11 protein-coding genes and 1 riboswitch are annotated in these 17,336 nt (G+C 74.9%); of the genes, 4 read left to right on the forward strand and 7 right to left on the reverse strand.

The genetic code is table 11. The features are described 5' to 3' along the window. Positions 1–260 precede the first annotated feature (260 nt). Both ACIP4P_RS17830 and ACIP4P_RS17835 read right to left on the reverse strand, forming a co-directional pair. Positions 261–1,043, reverse strand: coding sequence for an ABC transporter ATP-binding protein (locus ACIP4P_RS17830; RefSeq protein ID WP_350514430.1), 783 nt, complete (start codon positions 1,041–1,043; stop codon positions 261–263). 29 nt (positions 1,044–1,072) lie between these two features. Further along, positions 1,073–2,089: an ABC transporter substrate-binding protein gene (locus ACIP4P_RS17835; RefSeq protein WP_400919424.1), complete on the reverse strand. Its 1,017-nt coding sequence runs from the start codon at positions 2,087–2,089 to the stop codon at positions 1,073–1,075. Between the two features lie 107 nt (positions 2,090–2,196). On the opposite strand from ACIP4P_RS17835, the gene fhuB reads away from it, so the two are divergent. The 3 genes from fhuB to ACIP4P_RS17850 all read left to right on the forward strand — a co-directional run bounded on the left by fhuB (position 2,197) and on the right by ACIP4P_RS17850 (position 6,526). After that, the gene (fhuB, locus tag ACIP4P_RS17840) at positions 2,197–4,365 is read left to right on the forward strand and encodes a Fe(3+)-hydroxamate ABC transporter permease FhuB (RefSeq protein ID WP_400919427.1); all 2,169 of its coding nucleotides are present in this window, start codon (positions 2,197–2,199) and stop codon (positions 4,363–4,365) included. Between the two features lie 17 nt (positions 4,366–4,382). Next, on the forward strand, positions 4,383–5,549 hold the full coding sequence (gene fes, locus ACIP4P_RS17845) for an enterochelin esterase (RefSeq protein WP_400919430.1): 1,167 nt from the start codon (positions 4,383–4,385) through the stop codon (positions 5,547–5,549). Positions 5,550–5,599: 50 nt separating this feature from the next. Then, positions 5,600–5,659, forward strand: a riboswitch (guanidine-III (ykkC-III) riboswitch). 12 nt (positions 5,660–5,671) lie between these two features. After that, positions 5,672–6,526, forward strand: coding sequence for an MBL fold metallo-hydrolase (locus ACIP4P_RS17850; RefSeq protein WP_400919433.1), 855 nt, complete (start codon positions 5,672–5,674; stop codon positions 6,524–6,526). 41 nt (positions 6,527–6,567) lie between these two features. On the opposite strand, the gene ACIP4P_RS17855 is transcribed toward ACIP4P_RS17850, so the two are convergent. Both ACIP4P_RS17855 and ACIP4P_RS17860 read right to left on the reverse strand, forming a co-directional pair. After that, entirely contained in the window at positions 6,568–7,119 is a 552-nt protein-coding gene (locus ACIP4P_RS17855) for a YceI family protein (RefSeq protein WP_400919436.1), read from the reverse strand. A gap of 124 nt (positions 7,120–7,243) precedes the next feature. Continuing rightward, positions 7,244–7,795, reverse strand: a complete 552-nt coding sequence (locus ACIP4P_RS17860) for a Uma2 family endonuclease (protein WP_400919439.1) — start codon at positions 7,793–7,795, stop codon at positions 7,244–7,246. 100 nt (positions 7,796–7,895) lie between these two features. Here ACIP4P_RS17860 and ACIP4P_RS17865 point away from each other — a divergent pair, with 100 nt between their 5' ends. Continuing rightward, a complete protein-coding gene (locus ACIP4P_RS17865; RefSeq protein WP_400919442.1) occupies positions 7,896–8,435 on the forward strand; it encodes a hypothetical protein in 540 nt (179 codons plus the stop codon). Between the two features lie 3 nt (positions 8,436–8,438). Here ACIP4P_RS17865 and ACIP4P_RS17870 read toward each other — a convergent pair whose 3' ends face one another. The 3 genes from ACIP4P_RS17870 to ACIP4P_RS17880 are packed head-to-tail and all read right to left on the reverse strand — an operon-like array spanning position 8,439 to position 17,270. Beyond that, positions 8,439–9,830: a DHA2 family efflux MFS transporter permease subunit gene (locus tag ACIP4P_RS17870; protein ID WP_400919445.1), complete on the reverse strand. Its 1,392-nt coding sequence runs from the start codon at positions 9,828–9,830 to the stop codon at positions 8,439–8,441. Then, complete coding sequence (locus ACIP4P_RS17875) at positions 9,827–10,012, reverse strand: MbtH family protein (RefSeq protein WP_350514438.1); 186 nt, start codon at positions 10,010–10,012, stop codon at positions 9,827–9,829. Before ACIP4P_RS17875 ends, ACIP4P_RS17870 begins: the two co-directional genes overlap by 4 nt. After that, on the reverse strand, positions 10,005–17,270 hold the full coding sequence (locus ACIP4P_RS17880; protein ID WP_400919448.1) for an amino acid adenylation domain-containing protein: 7,266 nt from the start codon (positions 17,268–17,270) through the stop codon (positions 10,005–10,007). The genes ACIP4P_RS17875 and ACIP4P_RS17880 overlap by 8 nt, the downstream gene beginning before the upstream one ends. Between the last annotated feature and the right edge of the window lie 66 nt (positions 17,271–17,336).

Below are 17,336 nucleotides of genomic sequence, written 5' to 3' on the forward strand. Positions count from 1 at the left end.
ACCAGCGATGCGAGGAACGTAGCGAGGGGCACTGACAAGCCGACGGCCGGGGGTTGGCCGCCGAGGGGCAGGGGAGTTGAAACCACTCGAACGGGTGGTCGATCGGACACGAGCGACGGCCCCGGCCCACGCCGGACACCGAACACGCCGAACGCGCCGGACACCGAACGCGCCGAACACCGAACGCGCCGGACACCGAACGCGCGAAGGCGGCGCCACCCCGGGTGGGGTGACGCCGCCCGTCCGCGACGACGGCGCCCTCAGCCCAGCGGCGCCCGCGGCACGATGACCGGCGCCCCGTCGTCCGGCGCGGCCAGCACATGGCTGTCGATGTCGTACAGCGCCCGGACCAGCGGCGCGTCCACCACCTCCCGCGGCGGCCCGCAGGCCACCACCGCGCCGTCCCGCAGCGCGACCAGCAGGTCGGCGTAGCGGGCGGCCGCCGCCAGGTCGTGCAGCACCATCAGCACCGTGCGCCCGCCCGCCGCGACCGCCCGGACCAGCTCCAGCACCTCCACCGCGTGGCCCAGGTCGAGCGCGCTGGTCGGCTCGTCCAGCAGCACCACCGGGGTGTCCTGGGCGAGCACCATGGCCAGCCAGCAGCGCTGGCGCTGGCCGCCGGAGAGCTGGTCGAGCCGGCGGTCGGCGAGGGCGTCGACGCCGGTGGCGCGCAGGGCGTCGGCGGTGCGCCGCTCGTCCTCGGCCGACCACTGGCGGAACAGGCCCTGGTGCGGGTGGCGCCCGTAGCGGACCAGTCCGGCGACGGTGACCGCCTCGGGGGCCTGCGGGCTCTGCGGCAGCAGCGCGACCCGGTGCGCGGCCCGGCGCGGGCCGAGCCGCCAGACGTCCTCGCCGCCGACCAGGATCCGGCCGCGGTCGGGCCGGTGCAGTCGGGCCACCGCCCGCAGCAGGGTGGACTTGCCGCAGCCGTTCGGGCCGACCACGGCCACCACCTGCCCGGCGGGCACGGTGAGGTCGATGCCGTCGAGCACCGGACGGCCGGGCCGGTACCCGGCGGTGACGCCCTGGACCGTCAACTCCATGGCGGGATCCCCCCGTCGGTCGCGAGCACTCAGGACCCGGCCAGCGCCTTGCCGAGGTCCCCGATGACGACGTCGGCCGCCAGCGGGCCGCCCCGGGTGGACCAGACCGAACCGTCCACGGTGACGGTGTGGTTGTTCTTCACCGCGTTCAACTGCTGGTAGGCGGGCTTGGACTGGACGTCCTTGAGCGCGGCCTTGCCGTCGTCGGTGAGGGTGGACAGGAACAGCCAGTCGCCGTCGATCTCGGAGAGCTTCTCCAGGCTGAGCGCCGGGCTGTGGGCGTTGCCGTCCTTGTCCTGGGCGGCCGGGCGGGTGAGGCCCATGTCGAGGGCGACCCCACTGGCGAACTGCTTCTTCTCCATCCAGCTCGGGCCGGTCGGGTTCCAGCGGACGATGGAGACGGCGGCGCCCTTGTTCTTGCCGAGGTCCGCCCCGGCCTTGGTGGCCTTGGCCTGGTAGTCGTCGATCACCTTGTTGGCCTGGTCGAGCTTGTTGACGGCGTTGCCGATGCCCCGGAAGGCGAGCTTCCAGTCGTCGGTGGGCGCCATGGTGACGAGCGTGGCGGGGGTGATCTCGCGCAGCTGCTTGAGCACCTGCTCGTCCTGCATGTCACCGGCCAGGATCAGGTCGGGCTTGGCCGCGATCACCTTGTCCATCACCGGCTGCAGCAGGTTGCCGACCACCGGCACGCCCTGGACCTTGTCCTTGAGGTAGGCGGGCGGCTCGGCCAGGCCCTGGCCGTTGGTGATGCCGACCGGCTTGACGCCGAGGGCGAGCACCGCGTCCAGGTCCTCCTGGGTGAGGGTGACGATCCGCTTGGGCTCGGCGGGGACCTCGACGGCCTTGCCGGTGGCGTCCTTGACGGTGCGCTTGCCGCCGTCGGCCGCCTTCGCCGGGTCCGCGGCGGCGTTCGAGGACGAGGCGGACGACGAGGAGGAGCCGGAGGAGCCGCAGCCGGTGAGCAGGAGGGCGGCCGCCCCGGTGACGGCCAGCGCCTGGGCCGCGCGGCGGCGGACGGGGCGGAGCGGGCTCTGGGCGTACGGCATGGGTGCCTCCGGGGCAGGGGTGGTACGGGAGTTGGGCGGCGTCCGGGCAGCTGGGCGCGACGGCGGTGCCCGAAGGGACGCCCCGTTCATTAGGTTAGCCTTACCTTATGACATCGTCGCAAGTGGGCGTCCACGAACCGCCCACCGCCCCCGAGGCCGAGGCCCCGGCCACGCCGCCGGCACCCCCACGGTCCCCGCGGCACCGCACCTGGCCGGTCGCCACCGGCGCGGTCCTCGTGCTGCTCGCGCTCGCCGCGCTCTCGCTGTCCGTCGGCGCCGGCGAGGTCGGCCCCGGGCGGGTGCTGGACTACCTGCTCGACCACGACGGCGCCCGCACCGACGGCCGACTCGCCCTGGTCGTCGGCGAGTTGCGACTCCCCCGCACCCTCACCGCCCTGCTGGTCGGCGCCGCGCTCGGCGTCGCCGGCGCCCAGCTGCAGTCCGTCACCCGCAATCCGCTCGCCGAGACCGGCCTGCTCGGCGTCAACGCGGGCGCCTCGCTCGGCGTCGTCCTCGGCGTCTCCGTCCTCGGTGTGCAGACCTCCTACGGCTACCTCGCCTTCGCCTTCGGCGGCGCCGTCCTCGCCAGCAGCCTGGTGCTGCTGATCGCGGGCAGCCGGGGCGGCGGCTCCCCCATGCGACTGGTCCTCGGCGGCTCCGCCGTCGGCGCCACCTTCGGCGGGATCACCGGCGTGCTGATCGTCAACTCACCCGAGGCGTACGACCGCTACCGGGTCTGGGTGCTCGGCTCACTGGCCGGGGTGGAGGGCTGGACCACCCTGCGCCAGCTCGCCCCCGTCCTCGGCGCCGGCTTCCTGCTCGCCCTGCTCACCACCCGGCCGCTCACCGCGCTCGCCCTCGGCGACGACCTCGCCCGCGGCCTCGGCCACCGACCCGGCGCCACCCGCGCCGCGGTCGCCGTCGCCGTCACCCTGCTCACCGCCTCGGCGGTCGCACTGGCCGGGCCGATCTCCTTCCTCGGACTGCTCGCCGGGTTCCTGGCCCGCGCCCTCGCCGGGCCCCGGACCGGACAACTCACCCTGTTCGCCGGGCTGTTCGGCGCCGCCGTGCTGACCGGTGCCGACGTGCTCGCCCGGGTGGTGGCCCGGCCGTTCGAGGCACCGGTGTCGGTCATCGTCGCCCTGATCGGCGCCCCCGCGCTGATCGCCATCGTCCGCTCCCGCCGCTCCGCCGCCCTCGCCCTCGGCGACCCGGCCGCCGAGGCCCCACCGGTACGGCGCCCCGAACCGAGCCCGGCGGCGCCCGACCCGGTGCTCCGGTACGGCGCCTGGTCACTGCTGCTCCCCCGCCGGGCATTGCTCGCCGGACTCGGCCTGGCCGCCGCACTGCTCGCCGCCGTGGTCGTCTCCGCGCACGCCGGGCAGAGCGAACTCGGCCTCGGCGCCACCTTCCGGGCCGTGTTCGGCCAGGGCGAGCGCCTCGACGTGCTGCTGGTGCAGAAGTTCCGGCTCGGCCGGATCGTCGCCGGACTCGCCGCCGGCGCCGCCCTCGGACTGGCCGGCTGCCTCACCCAGACCCTCGCCCGCAACCGGCTGGCCACCCCCGAGCTCCTCGGCGTCAACGACGGCGCGACCGCCGCCGTACTGATCTCCGCCACCGCCTCCGGCACCTTCGGCGCCTGGTGGGCCGGACCGCTCGGCGCGCTCGCCGCCGTCCTGGTGGTCACCCTCGTCTCCGGCGGACTCGGTGCCCGCGGCTACCGGGTGCTCGTGGTCGGGCTCGCGATGTCGGCACTGGCCTCCGCCGTCATCCAGGTCGCCCTGGCCCGGCGCTCGCTCAACTCGGCCGGCTCGCTGTACGTCTGGACCTCCGGCAGCCTCAACGGGCGGGACTACGCCATCGCCACACCGGTGCTGATCGGGCTCGCCGTGCTGGTGCCGATCGCCCTGGCGGTGGCCCGACGGCTGGCCGTGCTCCGCTTCGACGACAGCGTGGCCGCCTCACTGGGCGTCGACCCCGGCCGGGTCCGGCTGATCTGCCTGCTGCTGGCCGTCGCCCTCGCCGGGCTCGCCGTCGGGGTCTGCGGACCGGTCGGCTTCGTGGCGCTCGCCGCGCCCGTGCTCGCCGCACGGCTGGCCGGACCGGCCCGGGTGCCGGTACTCGGCTCCGCGCTCACCGGCGCGCTGCTCGTCGTCCTCGCGGACACCCTCGGACGGGTGCTGATCGGCGGGGTGGAGATCCCGGTCGGCATCGTCACCACCGTGCTCGGCGGGCCCTTCCTGCTCTGGGTGCTGCTCTCCCGCCGAACCAACTGAACCAGGAGTAACGAACGTTGAACACCTTGAACGCCTTGAACGCCTTCCCGCTGGTCGCGACCGACCCGGACGACCCCGCGTACCGGCTGGTCACCTTCGTCTCCGAGGAACAGGACTGCGACGGCGTCCTCGCCCTGCTGCACACCGTCACCGACAAGGACCGACACGCCGGAGACCTCACCCCGCACCTGATGCGGCGCCGCAACGGCCGCTGGGAACTCACCCACCGGCTGCGCGCCGACCACCGCGCCTCCTACCAGCTGCACCCCTTCCACGGCCCGACCCCCGGCACCACCCGGGCCGACTGGCTGCACGTCCTCGACCACGCCCGACCCGACCCGCACGACACCGAACCCCGGCTCCCGGCCCGCGACGGACGCCACCCCTCCTCGGTGCTCAGCCTGCCGGAGGCGCCCGCGCAGCCGTACGTCCGGCGGCGGGACGGCGTGCGGCGCGGGCGGACCGTGTCCCACACGGTGGCCGGGCGGCGGGTGGACGTCCACCTCCCGGCCGGGCACGGCCCGGGACCGTACCCGGTGGCGGTGCTGCTGGACGGCGAGATGTGGGGCCAGGTGCTGTCCGTCGGTGACACCCTGGACAACCTGACGGCCGACGGCGCGATCCCGCCGACCGTGGCGCTGCTGGTGCACACCATGGGGCCGGGACGGCCCGAGGACCTCAGCTGCAACCCGGGCTTCGTCGACCTGCTCGCCGACCGCCTCCTGCCGTGGGCCGCAACGGAGTTCGGCGCGACAGACGATCCGCGCCGCACCGTGATCGCCGGCCAGAGCGCGGGCGGCCTGACCGCCGCCTTCGCCGCGTACCGGCGCCCGGAGCGCTTCGGCAACGCGCTCTCCCAGTCCGGCTCCTTCTGGTGGCCGGACGAGACGGAGTTCGACGAGGGCAGCGAATGGCTGACCCGCCGCTTCGCCGCCGAACCCGGCCGGGCGGCCCGGTTCTACCTCGAAGTCGGCCTCCAGGAATGGATGCTGCTCACCCAGAACCGCCACCTGCGCGACGTCCTCACCGCTCGGGGGTACGAGCTCGAATACCGCGAGTTCAACGGCGGCCACGACTACGCCTGCTGGCGCGGCGGCCTGGCCGACGGACTGGCCCACCTGCTGGGGTCAGCGATGAAGGCGTCCTCGTCCGCCACGCCACCGCCGATGTCCCACGCGGGCTGAAACCGCCGCGCGGACGTCGACGGACAGATGCTAGCGTCGCCACCGGCAGCGCGACGGCGCCCGCCCCGGACGAGATGTGCGCCGTACCCGGCCCGCCAAGACGACGCACCCAGGGAGTCGTCATGACCGCCGCCGCACCGATCGCCCGTCCTCTGGACGTCAGGTGGATCCACGGTTCGCCGTCCGCGAAGCACGACACGGACCCGGAGATCCAGGTCCACGAGTACGACGAGCACACCGTCATCCTGCGGCAGAACAAGGCGGTGCACTACGAAGCGCCGTTCCTGTTCCTGCTGTTCGGCGCGGAGCGGGCGGTACTGATCGACACCGGGGCGACGGCCGACCCCGCGCACTTCCCGCTCCGGGCCACCGTCGACGACCTGATCGCGAAGTGGCTCGCCCGCAACCCGCGCGAGCACTACCCGTTGCTGGTCCTGCACACCCACCCGCACGGAGACCACGTCGCGGGCGACGGGCAGTTCGCCGACCGGCCGGACACCGTCCTGGTCGGCGCCGACCGGACCACCGCCTGGTCCTACTTCGGCTTCGCCCGGTATCCGGGCGCCCTCACCCGGGTCGACCTCGGCGGCGGCCGGGTGCTGGAATGCCTCGCCACCCCCGGGCACCACGAGGCAGCGGTCACCTACTACGACCCGTGGACCGGCTTCCTGCTCACCGGCGACACCGTCTACCCCGGCCGGCTCTACATCGACGACTGGCCCGCCTTCGGCCGCAGCATCGAGCGGCTGATCGCGTTCGCCGAGCAGTACCCCGTCACATACGTCCTCGGCTGCCACATCGAGATGACCCGCGAGCCGGGCGTCGACTACCCGATCCGCACCACCCACCAGCCCGACGAGCCCCCGCTCCAACTCACCGTCGAGCACCTGCACCGCATCCGGGCCGCCGTCACCGAACTCGGCGACCGGCCGCGCCGGTACGCGCTGGACGACCTGATCCTCTGCCCGAACGACTGAGGCCCCGGCCGCCAACGGCGACCGGGGCCCGCGAGGTCGGACTACTTCTGCTTGATCGCCGAGATGTCGAACTCCAGCACGATCTTGTCGCCGACCAGCACGCCGCCGCCCTCCAGCGCCGCGTTCCAGGTCACCCCGAACTCCTTGCGGCTGATCGTCACCGAGCCCTCCAGGCCCACCCGCAGGTTGCCGTACGGGTCGACGGCGTTGCCGGTGTACTCGAAGTCGATGTCGATCGGGCGGGTGGTGTCCTTGATGGTGAGGTCGCCGGTCACCCGGTACTCGGTGTCGGACTTCGCCTCGATCGCGGTGGTGCGAAAGGTGATGTCGGGGAAGTTGGGGGCATCCAGGAAGTCGTTGGTCCGCAGGTGCTGGTCCCGCTGCTCGACCCCGGTGTCGATGCTCTCGGTCTTGAGCACCACCTGGCCGGTCGACTTGGACGGGTCGGCGCCGTCCAGGTGAGCGGTGCCCTCGAACTGGTGGAACGCGCCCCGGACCTTCGTCACCATGGCGTGGCGTGCCACGAAGCCGATCCGGGAGTGGGTGGGGTCGATGACGTAATCACCGGTGAGCTCGGAGAGCGAAGCGGTCATGAGGTTGCCTCCACGTCGGCCTGGGTTCTGACGGTCAGTCTGCAACGTGTCAGCCCAATGCAGTACCCCCCACACCGCCGCGCAGTGCCACCCGGCCAAGTTCCCGCCAACGGACGAAAGCCCGTCATTCCCGGTACGGGACGAGTCGCGCGAGGTCCAGCTCGAAGTCGAACGGCTCGGGAATGTGGATCGTCTCGCCGAACTCCCATTCGGTTCTGGTGTGGTAGCGGTCGCGGTTCGGTTCGGAGAACAGGGTGACGGTCGCCTGGCGTGGGTCGATGATCAGATAGAGCGGAAAGCCCATGCGCGGATAGTCGCGAACCTTCCCGGTCCAGTCGTTCTCCGGATTGGAGGGGGAGGCCACCTCGACCGCGATCAGGGCCAGGTCTGCAGGGATGTCATGGCCGTCGAGCTCGATGACATCCTCGGGCAGGTAGGTGAGATCGGGATTGCGAACGGCGCCCGCCTTCGGCGAGGAGAGATCGCTGTTCCCCGTCGCGAAGTACCCCTGCGGGCAGTGCGCCTCGAACTGGCGCTGCACGATGGACAGGTTCAGCTGGTGGATCGGGGACGGCGGCGCCTGCATGACGAGGAGGTCGCCGGACAGCTCGACCTTGTAGCCGTCCGGGAGGCTCCGGCGGGCCTCGTCGAGGAGTCGGAAGCGCTCGGGAACCATGGATCCTCCTCCGGTGCTCCAATCGCCGGACCAGCGTAGATGCAGTGCGGGTGCGCGAGCCGTCGATACGCATGCGCGTTCGAATGGGATGCTGATCGGCATGACCAGGAATCACATGGGACGGCTCATCGGGGCCGGGTTCGGGCTCGTGTTCATCGAGGCGAACGCGGGGGCGTTGCCGACGGGAGTGGGGATACCGCTGCGGGTGCTCGGCGTGGCCGCGTTCCTCGGGCTGGTGCTGTTCGGGCGGCGTGGCGCGGAAGCGGTCGCGGAGGAATCGGCGGGCCCGGCCTTCGGCGGGCGGTACTGGCTGGTGGTGGTGGCCGAGGTGATCGGCATCGTCGCCGGGCTCGCGGTGATCAACCGGGTGCTGCACACCCCGGAGGCGACGGTGGGATGGATCGCCTTCGTGGTCGGGGTGCACTTCTTCGGCCTCGCGGTCGCGTGGCGTCGCCCTTCGCTGCACAGGCTCGGTGCGGGGATGGCGGCCTGTGGGGCACTCGGGCTGGCGCTGGCGTTCGGCGGGGCCCCGGCGACCGTGGTCGCGCTCGTCGCGGGCATCGCCCCCGGCCTGCTGCTGCTCGGGTCGGTGTGGTGGTCCGGCCGGGCGGCGGTGGGCGCGCCCGGCCGGGCCGGTTGATCGTCAGGCCGGGGGCGGCGGCGGGCCCTCGGCCGGGAGGCGGCGGGCCAGCAGGGCTCCGGCCGCCACCAGCAGGGCGGTGAGGGCGAGGGCGAGGCGGTAGGGGGTGGGGTCGGGGCCGTCGGCGAGGGCTCCGAGCAGGGCGGCGGTGGCGGCGATGCCGAGGGCGCCGCCGAGGGTGCGGAGGATGGTGAACAGGCCCATCGCCCGGCCCATCGCGGGTGGCGGGACGTCGGCGAAGCCGGCGATCTGGACGGTGAGCACGGCGGTGCCCAGCACCAGGCCGACGGCGAACATCAACGCCCTGACGGCCCACGGGTTCTCGGCGAAGCCGAGGGCGGCGAGCACCGCCGCGGCCAGCAGCAGGGCGGGCCGGGCGAGGCGGCGCGGACCGAACCGGGGCAGCAGCCGGTCGACCACCTGGGAGGCGGCCATCAGGCCGATCGCCTCCGGGAAGACGCTCAGTCCGGCGTCGAGCGCCGAGGCGCCGCGGGCGGCCTGGTAGAGCAGCGGGAGGACGAACAGCGCGCCCATCAGCCCGGCGGAGGTGAGCAGGGCCAGCCAGCTCGCCGCGCCGAAGCTCCGGTCGGCGAGCAGCCGCAGGTCCACCAGCGGTTCGGCCGTGCGGAGTTGGCTCCGTACGGCGAGTGCCAGCAGGGCCGTCCCGGCGAGCCCGCTCAGCCAGACCGTCGGCGCGGACCAGCCGTGAGCGGGGCCGAAGCCGAGGGCGTAGGTGAGCACGCCGAGGCCCGGGGTGGCGAGCAGGAAGCCGCGGGTGTCGAACCGGCCGGCCGGGGGTTCCGGTTCGCTGCGCAGGGCGATCAGGCCGGTCGCCACGGCGGCGGCCCCGATCGGCAGGTTGACCAGGAACAGCCAGTGCCAGGAGAGGTGCTCGGTGAGGAAGCCGCCGAGCGGCGGCCCGAGGGCGGGCATCAGGGCGGTCGGCACGATCAGGATCCGGCCCAGGCGCGGGCGTTCGTCCGGGTCGAAGGCGCGGAACAGCAGGGTCATGCCGACCGGGGTGAGCAGTCCGCCGGCGACGCCCTGGACGGCGCGGGCGGCGGCCAGCGCGCCGAGGCCGGGGGCGGCCGCGCACAGCGCGGAGGCGAGGGTGAAGGCGGCCAGTGCGCCGAGGAAGACCCGCTTCACCCCGTACCGGTCGCCGAGCCAGCCGGCCACCGGCAGGCCGAGGGCGAGCCCGACCAGGAAGGCCGTCTCGACGGTGTTGGCGGCCGAGACGGGCCGTCCGAAGTCCTCGGCGATCCGGTACAGCGCGGGGTTGACGATGGTCGAGTCCAGGCCGCTCATGCACATCGCGGCGGTGTACACGACCACCAGCCCGGCGCGCCCCGCGAGCAGGGGGCGCGCCGGGGACCCGACGGCGGGAGCGGTCACAGGTCGGTCCAGTGCGCGGTGATCCAGGCCAGGGCGTCGGCGCGCCCGCTGGGGCCGTGGGCGACGGCCCAGCCGGCCGGGACGGCGGCGAAGGCGGGCCACAGGGAGTGCTGGCCCTGGTCGTTGACGAGGGCCAGGAACTCGCCCTCGGCGTCGAAGGGGTTGGCGGGGGCGTCACTCATCGGTAGCGGTCTCCAGATGGTCGGCGATCACGTCGGCGATGTGCGCGATCGGGGCGGGCAGGGTCATGTCCTTGTGCGAGCAGGCCACGTCGGTGTTGTCGATCCGGCCGGACACGTACGGGGCCCAGAGCTCGGGCACCAGGGTGTCGTCGATGGTGTCGACGGTGGCGCGGAAGAACAGCACGTCGCCGTCGAAGCGGCGGTGGTCGTAGCCGCGCACCAGGTGGTTGGTGTTGAGGTAGATCTCGTTCAGCGCCGTCACGGTGGTCCGGTCCAGGCCGGCCAGCGGACTGCCCTCGCGGCCCAACAGCTCGATGACGGCGTCGAGTTCGAGCGGCTGGTCGGCGAGGTCGGCGGGGCCGAAGCCGCCCATGGTGAGCAGCGCCTCCAGGGCCTCGGCCCGGTCGGGGACGGGCAGTTCGCGGAAGCCCTCGGCCGGGTAGGCGTCCAGGATCGCGAGCAACTCGACCCGCTGGCCCAGCTCCTGGAGCCGGACGGCGACGGCGTGGGCGATGATCCCGCCGGTGGACCAGCCGAGCAGCCGGTACGGGCCCTCGGGCTGGACCTCGCGCAGCCGGCCGGCGTAGTGCGCGGCCAGCTCCTCCATCGTCGCGGGCAGCGGCTCGGCGGCGGTGGCGGCACCGACGCCCTGGGCCTGGAGGCCGTAGATCGGCACGTCGGCCGGGAGGTGGCGGATCAGGCCGGTGTAGCACCAGCTCAGGCCGCCGGCCGGGTGGACGGCGAACAGCGGGGCGCGCCGTCCTGGGGCGGTGGGCCGCAGCGGGAGCAGGACGTCCAGGGCGTCGGCGCCGGGAGCGTCCTCGGACAGGGCGGCGTCGAGGGCGGCCACGCTGGGCGCCTGGAACAGCGTGCCGATGCCGACCTCCAGGCCGAGCAGCTCGCGGATCCGGCCGGCCAGCCGGACCACCAGGAGGGAGTGGCCGCCGAGGGCGAAGAAGTCGTCCTCGACGCCGACCGTCTCCAACCCGAGGACTTCGGCGAAGAGTTGGCAGAGCTGCTGCTCGCGCGGGCTGCGCGGCGGGCGGCCGGCGCCGGTGGCGGGGGCCTCGGGGGCGGGCAGGGCGCGGCGGTCGAGCTTGCCGTTGGCGGTGAGCGGCAGCCGGTCGAGCAGGACGACGGCGGAGGGCACCATGTGGGCGGGGAGTCCGGCGGCGGCGTGGGCGCGCAGCTCGTCGGACGCCACATCGCCGGCGACGGCGTAGCCGACCAGGCGCTTGTCCCCGGGGACGTCCTCGCGGACCACGACGGCGGCGTCGGCGACCGCCGGGTGGGCGGCCAACACCGCCTCGATCTCACCGAGTTCGATCCGGAAGCCGCGCAGCTTGACCTGCTGGTCGGCGCGGCCGAAGTACTCCAGCACGCCGTCCGCGCGGCGTCGGGCGAGGTCGCCGGAGCGGTACATCCGGGTGCCCTGCTCGCCGAACAGCCCGGCGTACGGGTCGGCGACGAAGCGGGTCGCGGTGAGCTCGGGGCGGCCGAGGTAGCCGCGGGCCAGCCCGGCCCCGGCGACGTACATCTCGCCGGTGACGCCGGGCGGCACGGGCTGGAGGTGCCGGTCGAGCACGTAGACCCGCAGGTCGGGGATGTTGACGCCGATGGTGCTGCTGCTGGTCGCGGCGGCGCTCGCCCGGTCGAGGGCGATGTACGAGACGTGCACGGTGGTCTCGGTGATGCCGTACATGTTGACCAGGGTGGGCGCGTCCTGGGGGTGGCGGGCGTACCAGTCGTCGAGCCGGCCGAGTTCGAGCGCCTCGCCGCCGAACACCACGTAGCGCAGGGCGAGTTCGGTGCCGGGTCGGTCCCGGTCTGCGGCGCTGAGCTGGTAGAAGGCGGACGGGGTCTGGTTGAGCACGGTGACCCGCTCGCGGGCGAGCAGGTCGAGGAAGGCGACCGGGTCGCGGCTGACCAGGTGCGGGACGACGACCAGGCGGCCGCCGTGCAGCAGGGCTCCCCACAGCTCCCAGACCGAGAAGTCGAAGGCGTAGGAGTGGAAGAGGGTCCAGACGTCCTGGTCGTCGAAGCCGAACCAGTGGTCGGTGGAGCTGAACAGCCGGGTCACGTTGCGGTGGGTGACGGGGACGCCCTTGGGCCGGCCGGTGGAGCCGGAGGTGTAGATGACGTAGGCGATGTCGTCGGCGCACAGCGGCCGGGTGTGCCGGTGCCGGGTCGAGGGGTCGGCCGGCGGGGCGGCCGGGAGGTCGGCCGGTTCCTCGCCCTCCAGCAGGAGGCGGGGGACCGTGTGGGCGGGCAGCCGGGGTTCGGTGGCCCGGTCGGTGAGCAGGGCGGCGGGGGCGGCGTCGGCCAGCATGTAGGCGAGCCGGTCGGCCGGGTAGTCGGGGTCGAGCGGGAGGTAGCCGGCGCCGGACTTGGTCACCGCGAGCAGGGCGACGACCAGGTCGACGGAGCGGGGCAGGGCGAGCGCGACCAGGGTGCCCGGCCCGATGCCCCGGGCGGTCAGCCGGCGGGCCAACCGGTCGGCGCGATCCGAGAGTTCGGCGTAGGTGAGCCGGTCTTCCCCGCAACTGACCGCGACGGAGCGGGGGTTGGCGGCGGCCGCGGCCTCGAACAGCTCGGGCAGGGTGGCGTCCGGCGCGGCGGGGAGCGGGGCGGCGCCGTTCCACTCGACCAGGGCGCGCTGCCGCTCCTGCTCGCTGATCAGCGGCAGCAGGCCGATCGGCGCGTCCGGGTCGGCGGCGGCCGCGGTGAGCAGGCGGGCGAGGCGCTCGGTGAGGGCGGCCGCGGTGGCGGCGTCGAAGAGGTCGGTGCGGTACTCCAGGAAGCCGTGGATGCCGCCGCCGGGGCGCTCCCCCGCGTTGAGGGTGAGGTCGAACTTGGCGGTGCCGCTGGGGATCGCGGCGATCTCGGCGGTCAGTCCGCCGCCCAGCGCGAGGGGTTCGTCGGCACGGCTCTGCCAGGCGAGCATCACCTGGAACAGCGGGTGGCGGGCCAGCGAGCGGGCCGGGTTGAGCTCCTCGACCAGGCGGTCGAAGGGCAGGTCGGCGTGCTCGTGCGCGGCCAGGACGGTGCCGCGGACGCGCCCGAGCAGCTCCCGGAAGGACGGGTCGCCGGACGTGTCGGTGCGCAGGACCACCGAGTTGACGAAGTAGCCGACCAGCGCGGCGGTTTCGGGCTCGTCCCGGCCGGCCAGCGGGGTGCCGACGGGGATGTCGGTGCCGCAGCCGTGCCGGGTGAGCAGGGCGGCCAGGCCGGCCTGGACGGCCATGAAGACGGTGCCGCCCGCGCCCCGGGCAAGGGCCGCCAGGGCGGCGTGGGCCTCGGCGTCCAGCGCGAAGGGCACGGTGGCGCCCTGGTGGCCCGCGACGGCCGGGCGGGGGCGGTCGGTGGGCAGCTCCAGCTGGTCGGGCAGCCCGGCGAGGGCGGCCCGCCAGTGCTCGGTCTGCCGTGCGGCGAGCGGGGTGGGCTTCTCGACGGTGCCGAGCAGCTGCCGCTGCCAGGCCGCGTGGTCGGCGAACTGGACGGTCAGCGGTTCGAGTTCGGGCGATCGACCGGCCTGCCGGGCGGCGTAGGCGGCGGCCAGGTCGCGCAGCAGCGGGGTGGTGGAGGCGCCGTCCCCGGCGATGTGGTGGAGCAGCAGGAGCAGGGTGTGCCGCTCCTGGCCATGACCGAACAGGGTGGCGCGCAACGGGGGTTCGGCGGCCAGGTCGAAGGCGTGTCGGACGGCGTCGGTCAACTCGCCGTCGCCCTGGTGGAGTTCGATCGGCGCGGCGGGCAGGATGCGCTGGTACGGCGTGCCGTCCGGCTCCTCGCCGTAGACCGTGCGCAGGACCTCGTGCCGGGCGGTGAGGTCGCCGAGGGCGAGGGTGAGCGCGGCCCGGTCGAGCGGCCCGGTGAGGGTGAGCGCGAGCGGGATGTTGTAGGTGGGGCTGGGGCCTTCGAGGCGGTGCAGGAACCAGAGGCCGCGCTGGGCGGGCGAGAGCGGCATCCGCTCGGCGCGCGGCACGGGCCGCAGGGCAGGGCGGGGCTCGGCCGTGGCGGCGTCCCGGAGGCCCGCGCCGGCGGCCTGCGGGCCGTGCCCGGCGGCGGTGCCCTGGAGCAGGGCGGCGAGGGCGGCCGGGGTCGGCTCGCGGAAGACGTCGGCGAAGGCGACGGGCGCGGCGAAGGTCTCGCGCAGTCGGGCGGCCAGTCGGCCGGCGAGCAGGGAGTGGCCGCCGAGGTCGAAGAAGGAGTCCTCCCGGCCGGGTGCCGCGGGCAGGCCGAGGACCTCGGCGAACAGCCCGCAGACCAGCTCCTCCTGCGGGGTGGCGGCGGCCGCGCCGGGGGCGACGGCGGCGGGCTCGGGCAGGGCGCGGTGGTCGAGCTTGTCGTGGGCGGTGCGCGGGAGTTCGTCCAGCAGCAGGACGGCGTCCGGGACCAGATGGGCGGGCAGGCGCTCGGCCAGCGCGGCGCGCAGCGCCTCCGGGTCGGTGGCGGTGTCCGACTCAGCGGCGGTGTCCGGGCGGCGGCCGGTCTCCGGGACGACGTAGCCGAGCAGCCGCTTGCCCTGCGGTCCGGGTCGGGCGATCACCACCGCCTGGGCCACGCCGGGCAGTTGGGCGAGGACGGCGGCGACCTCGCCGGGCTCGACCCGGAAGCCGCGGATCTTCACCTGGTCGTCGGCCCGGCCGAGGAACTCCAGGGTGCTACCGGGGCGGCGCCGGGCGAGGTCGCCGGTGCGGTACATCCGGCTGCCGGGCGGGCCGAAGGGGTCGGCGAGGAAGCGTTCGGCGGTGAGGTCGGGGCGGCCGAGGTAGCCCCGGGCCAGGCAGGCGCCGGCCACGTACAGTTCGCCGGTGACGCCGTCGGGCGCGGGGCGCAGCGAGCCGTCCAGGACGTAGGCGCGGGAGCCGCGCACCACCCGGCCGGTCGGGGCGCCGTCCGGGCCCGGGGTCCAGGCGTAGGCGTCGACGGTGGTCTCGGTGGGGCCGTAGAGGTCGATCGGGTGCAGGCCGGGGACGGCGGCCAGGCGCTGCCAGAGGGCGGGCGGGGTGGCCTCGCCGCCGACGGCGAGGACCGACGGGCGGTGCCGGCCCTCGTCCAACAGGCCTTCGGCGAGCAGGACTTCGAGGTAGGAGGGGGTGAGGTCGAGGTAGTCGATGCGCTCACGGTGGAGGTGAGCGGCGAGGGCGGCCGGGTCGCGGTAGGTGGCGTCGTCCAGCAGGTGGAGCTCGTGGCCGTGGACCATCCACAGCACCGGGTCCCAGGAGGCGTCGAAGGCGAAGGAGGCGCTGTGGGCGATGCGCAGGCGGTCGCGGCCGGTGCGGCGGAGGGCGGGGGCGATGTGGTCCTCGCCGAGGCCGGCGTGGAGGTTGGCGAGCGAGGCGTGGGTGACCACCACGCCCTTGGGGCGGCCGGTGGAACCGGAGGTGTGCAACACGTAGGCGCTGTGCTGGAGTCGGGGCGCGGCGAGCGGGGCGTCCGACTCGTTCACGGCCTCGTGCGGCCGTACCACCGGCAGGCCGGGCGGCAGGTCGAGGGCGGCGAGCGCGTCGGGGGTGCCGACCGCGCAGACCGGGCGGGCGTCGGCCAGCACGGCGGCGAGCCGCTGCCGGGGATGGGCGAGGTCGAGGCTGACGCAGGCGCCGCCGGCCTTGAGCACGGCGAGCATCGCGACCAGGGTGTCCGCGCTGCGCGGCAGGGCGAGCGCGACCGGCGAGCCGCCCCCGACGCCGAGGGCGGCCAGGCGGTGCGCGAGCCGGTTGGCGTCGGCGTCGAGCTCCTTGAAGGTGAGGGCCGTCGGGCCGCAGCGGACGGCGACGGCATCCGGGGTGCGGGCGGCCTGGGCGGCGAACAGCTCGGGCACGGTGCGCTCGACCGGGGGCTCGGTGCGGCCCGCGGTCGCCCGGCGCAGGGCGTCCGCGTCCAGCAGGTCGATCCGGCCGATCGGCGCCTGCGGTTCGGTGAGCAACTGCTCGGCGAGGGCGTCGAGGTAGCGCAGCAGGCCGTCCCGGTGGGCGGCGAGCGAGGCGGCGCCGTGGCGGGCCGGGTCGGCGTCGAGAACGACCCGCAGGGCGCCGTCGGGGCCGGGCGAGACGTTCACGGCGAGGTCGTCGACGGGTCCGGCGGCGAGGTTGCGGACCACGCCGGGCAGGCCGGCCAGGTCGAGGTCGCCCTCGAAGGCCTTGATGTTGACCATCGGGCCGAACAGGGCGCGGCGTTCGCCGGTGAGGCCGAGGTCGCGGCGCAGCTCCTCCAGGGGGTAGCGCTGGTGCCGGCGGGCGGCGCGCAGGGCGCGGACCACCTGGCGCAGCAGCTCCTCGGCGGTGTCGGCGGGGCGGACGGCCAGCCGCAGCGGGAGGACGTTGGCGGCGGCGACGGGGGTGCGCAGGGCGGCGGGGCCGCGGCGGTTGGCGAGCGGGAGGCCGAGCAGGACGTCCTCGGTGCCGGTCAGGCGGTGCAGGTAGCCGGCGGTGGCGGCGAGGAGGAGTTCGGCCCAGGTGGCGCGGGCGGCGGTGGCGGCGCGCTCCAGGCGCTCGCGGGTGCCGGCCGGGAGGGTGGTGGTGAGGCGCAGCGGAACGGCGGCGGCGGCGGGACCGGGATCGCCTTCGGGAGTGCGGTCGGTCGCGGCGGGGAGGCCGGGCAGGGTGGCGGGGGCTTCGGCGCCCGCGAGGTGGGCCGTCCAGTGGGCGCGGTCCGCCCGGTGGTCGTCGCCCGCACGGTAGGCGGCTTCCTCGGCGGCGGCCTCCGCCAGGCCGGCGAAGGGGCTGGGACCGGGGTCGGTCCCGGCGACGTGCGCCGTGTAGCGGGCCGCGACGCGCTCGCCGATCAGGGTCAACGCGTAGGCGTCGACGGCGAGATGGTGGATCCGCCGGTACCAGAGGCGGCGGTCGTCGGCGAGCCGGACGAGGGCATGGGTGAACAGCGGACCGGTGGCGAGGTCGGCCGGGCGGGCGAGGTCGGCGCGCATCCAGGCCTCGGCTTCGGCCTCCGGGTCGGCGGCGCTCCGCAGGTCGAGGCGGTGCAGCGGCCAGCGGCCGGTGGGGCGCGGCCGCTGGTGCGGGGTGCCGTCCGGGCCGGTGACGACGACCGCGCCGAGCGCCTCCGCCTCGTCGACCGTCCCGCGCAGGGCCGCCTCGAACGCGTCCTCGTCGAGCGGTCCGGTGATCTCCACGGCGTCGCCGGTGTTGTAGACCGGGCTGGCGGGGTCGAGCGACTGGGCGTACCAGACGGCGGCCTGGGCGGCGAGCAGGGGGATGTCGACGGGCTGCGTGGCGGCGGACTGGGTGGCGACGGCGGGCATGGTGCGGAGAGCTCCTCGGGGGATCCGGAACGCCTTACTTAGGTTAGCCTAATCTAACTTCATATG

The sequence above is a fragment of the Kitasatospora sp. NPDC089509 genome (assembly GCF_044749365.1).
Lineage (GTDB): Bacteria > Actinomycetota > Actinomycetes > Streptomycetales > Streptomycetaceae > Kitasatospora.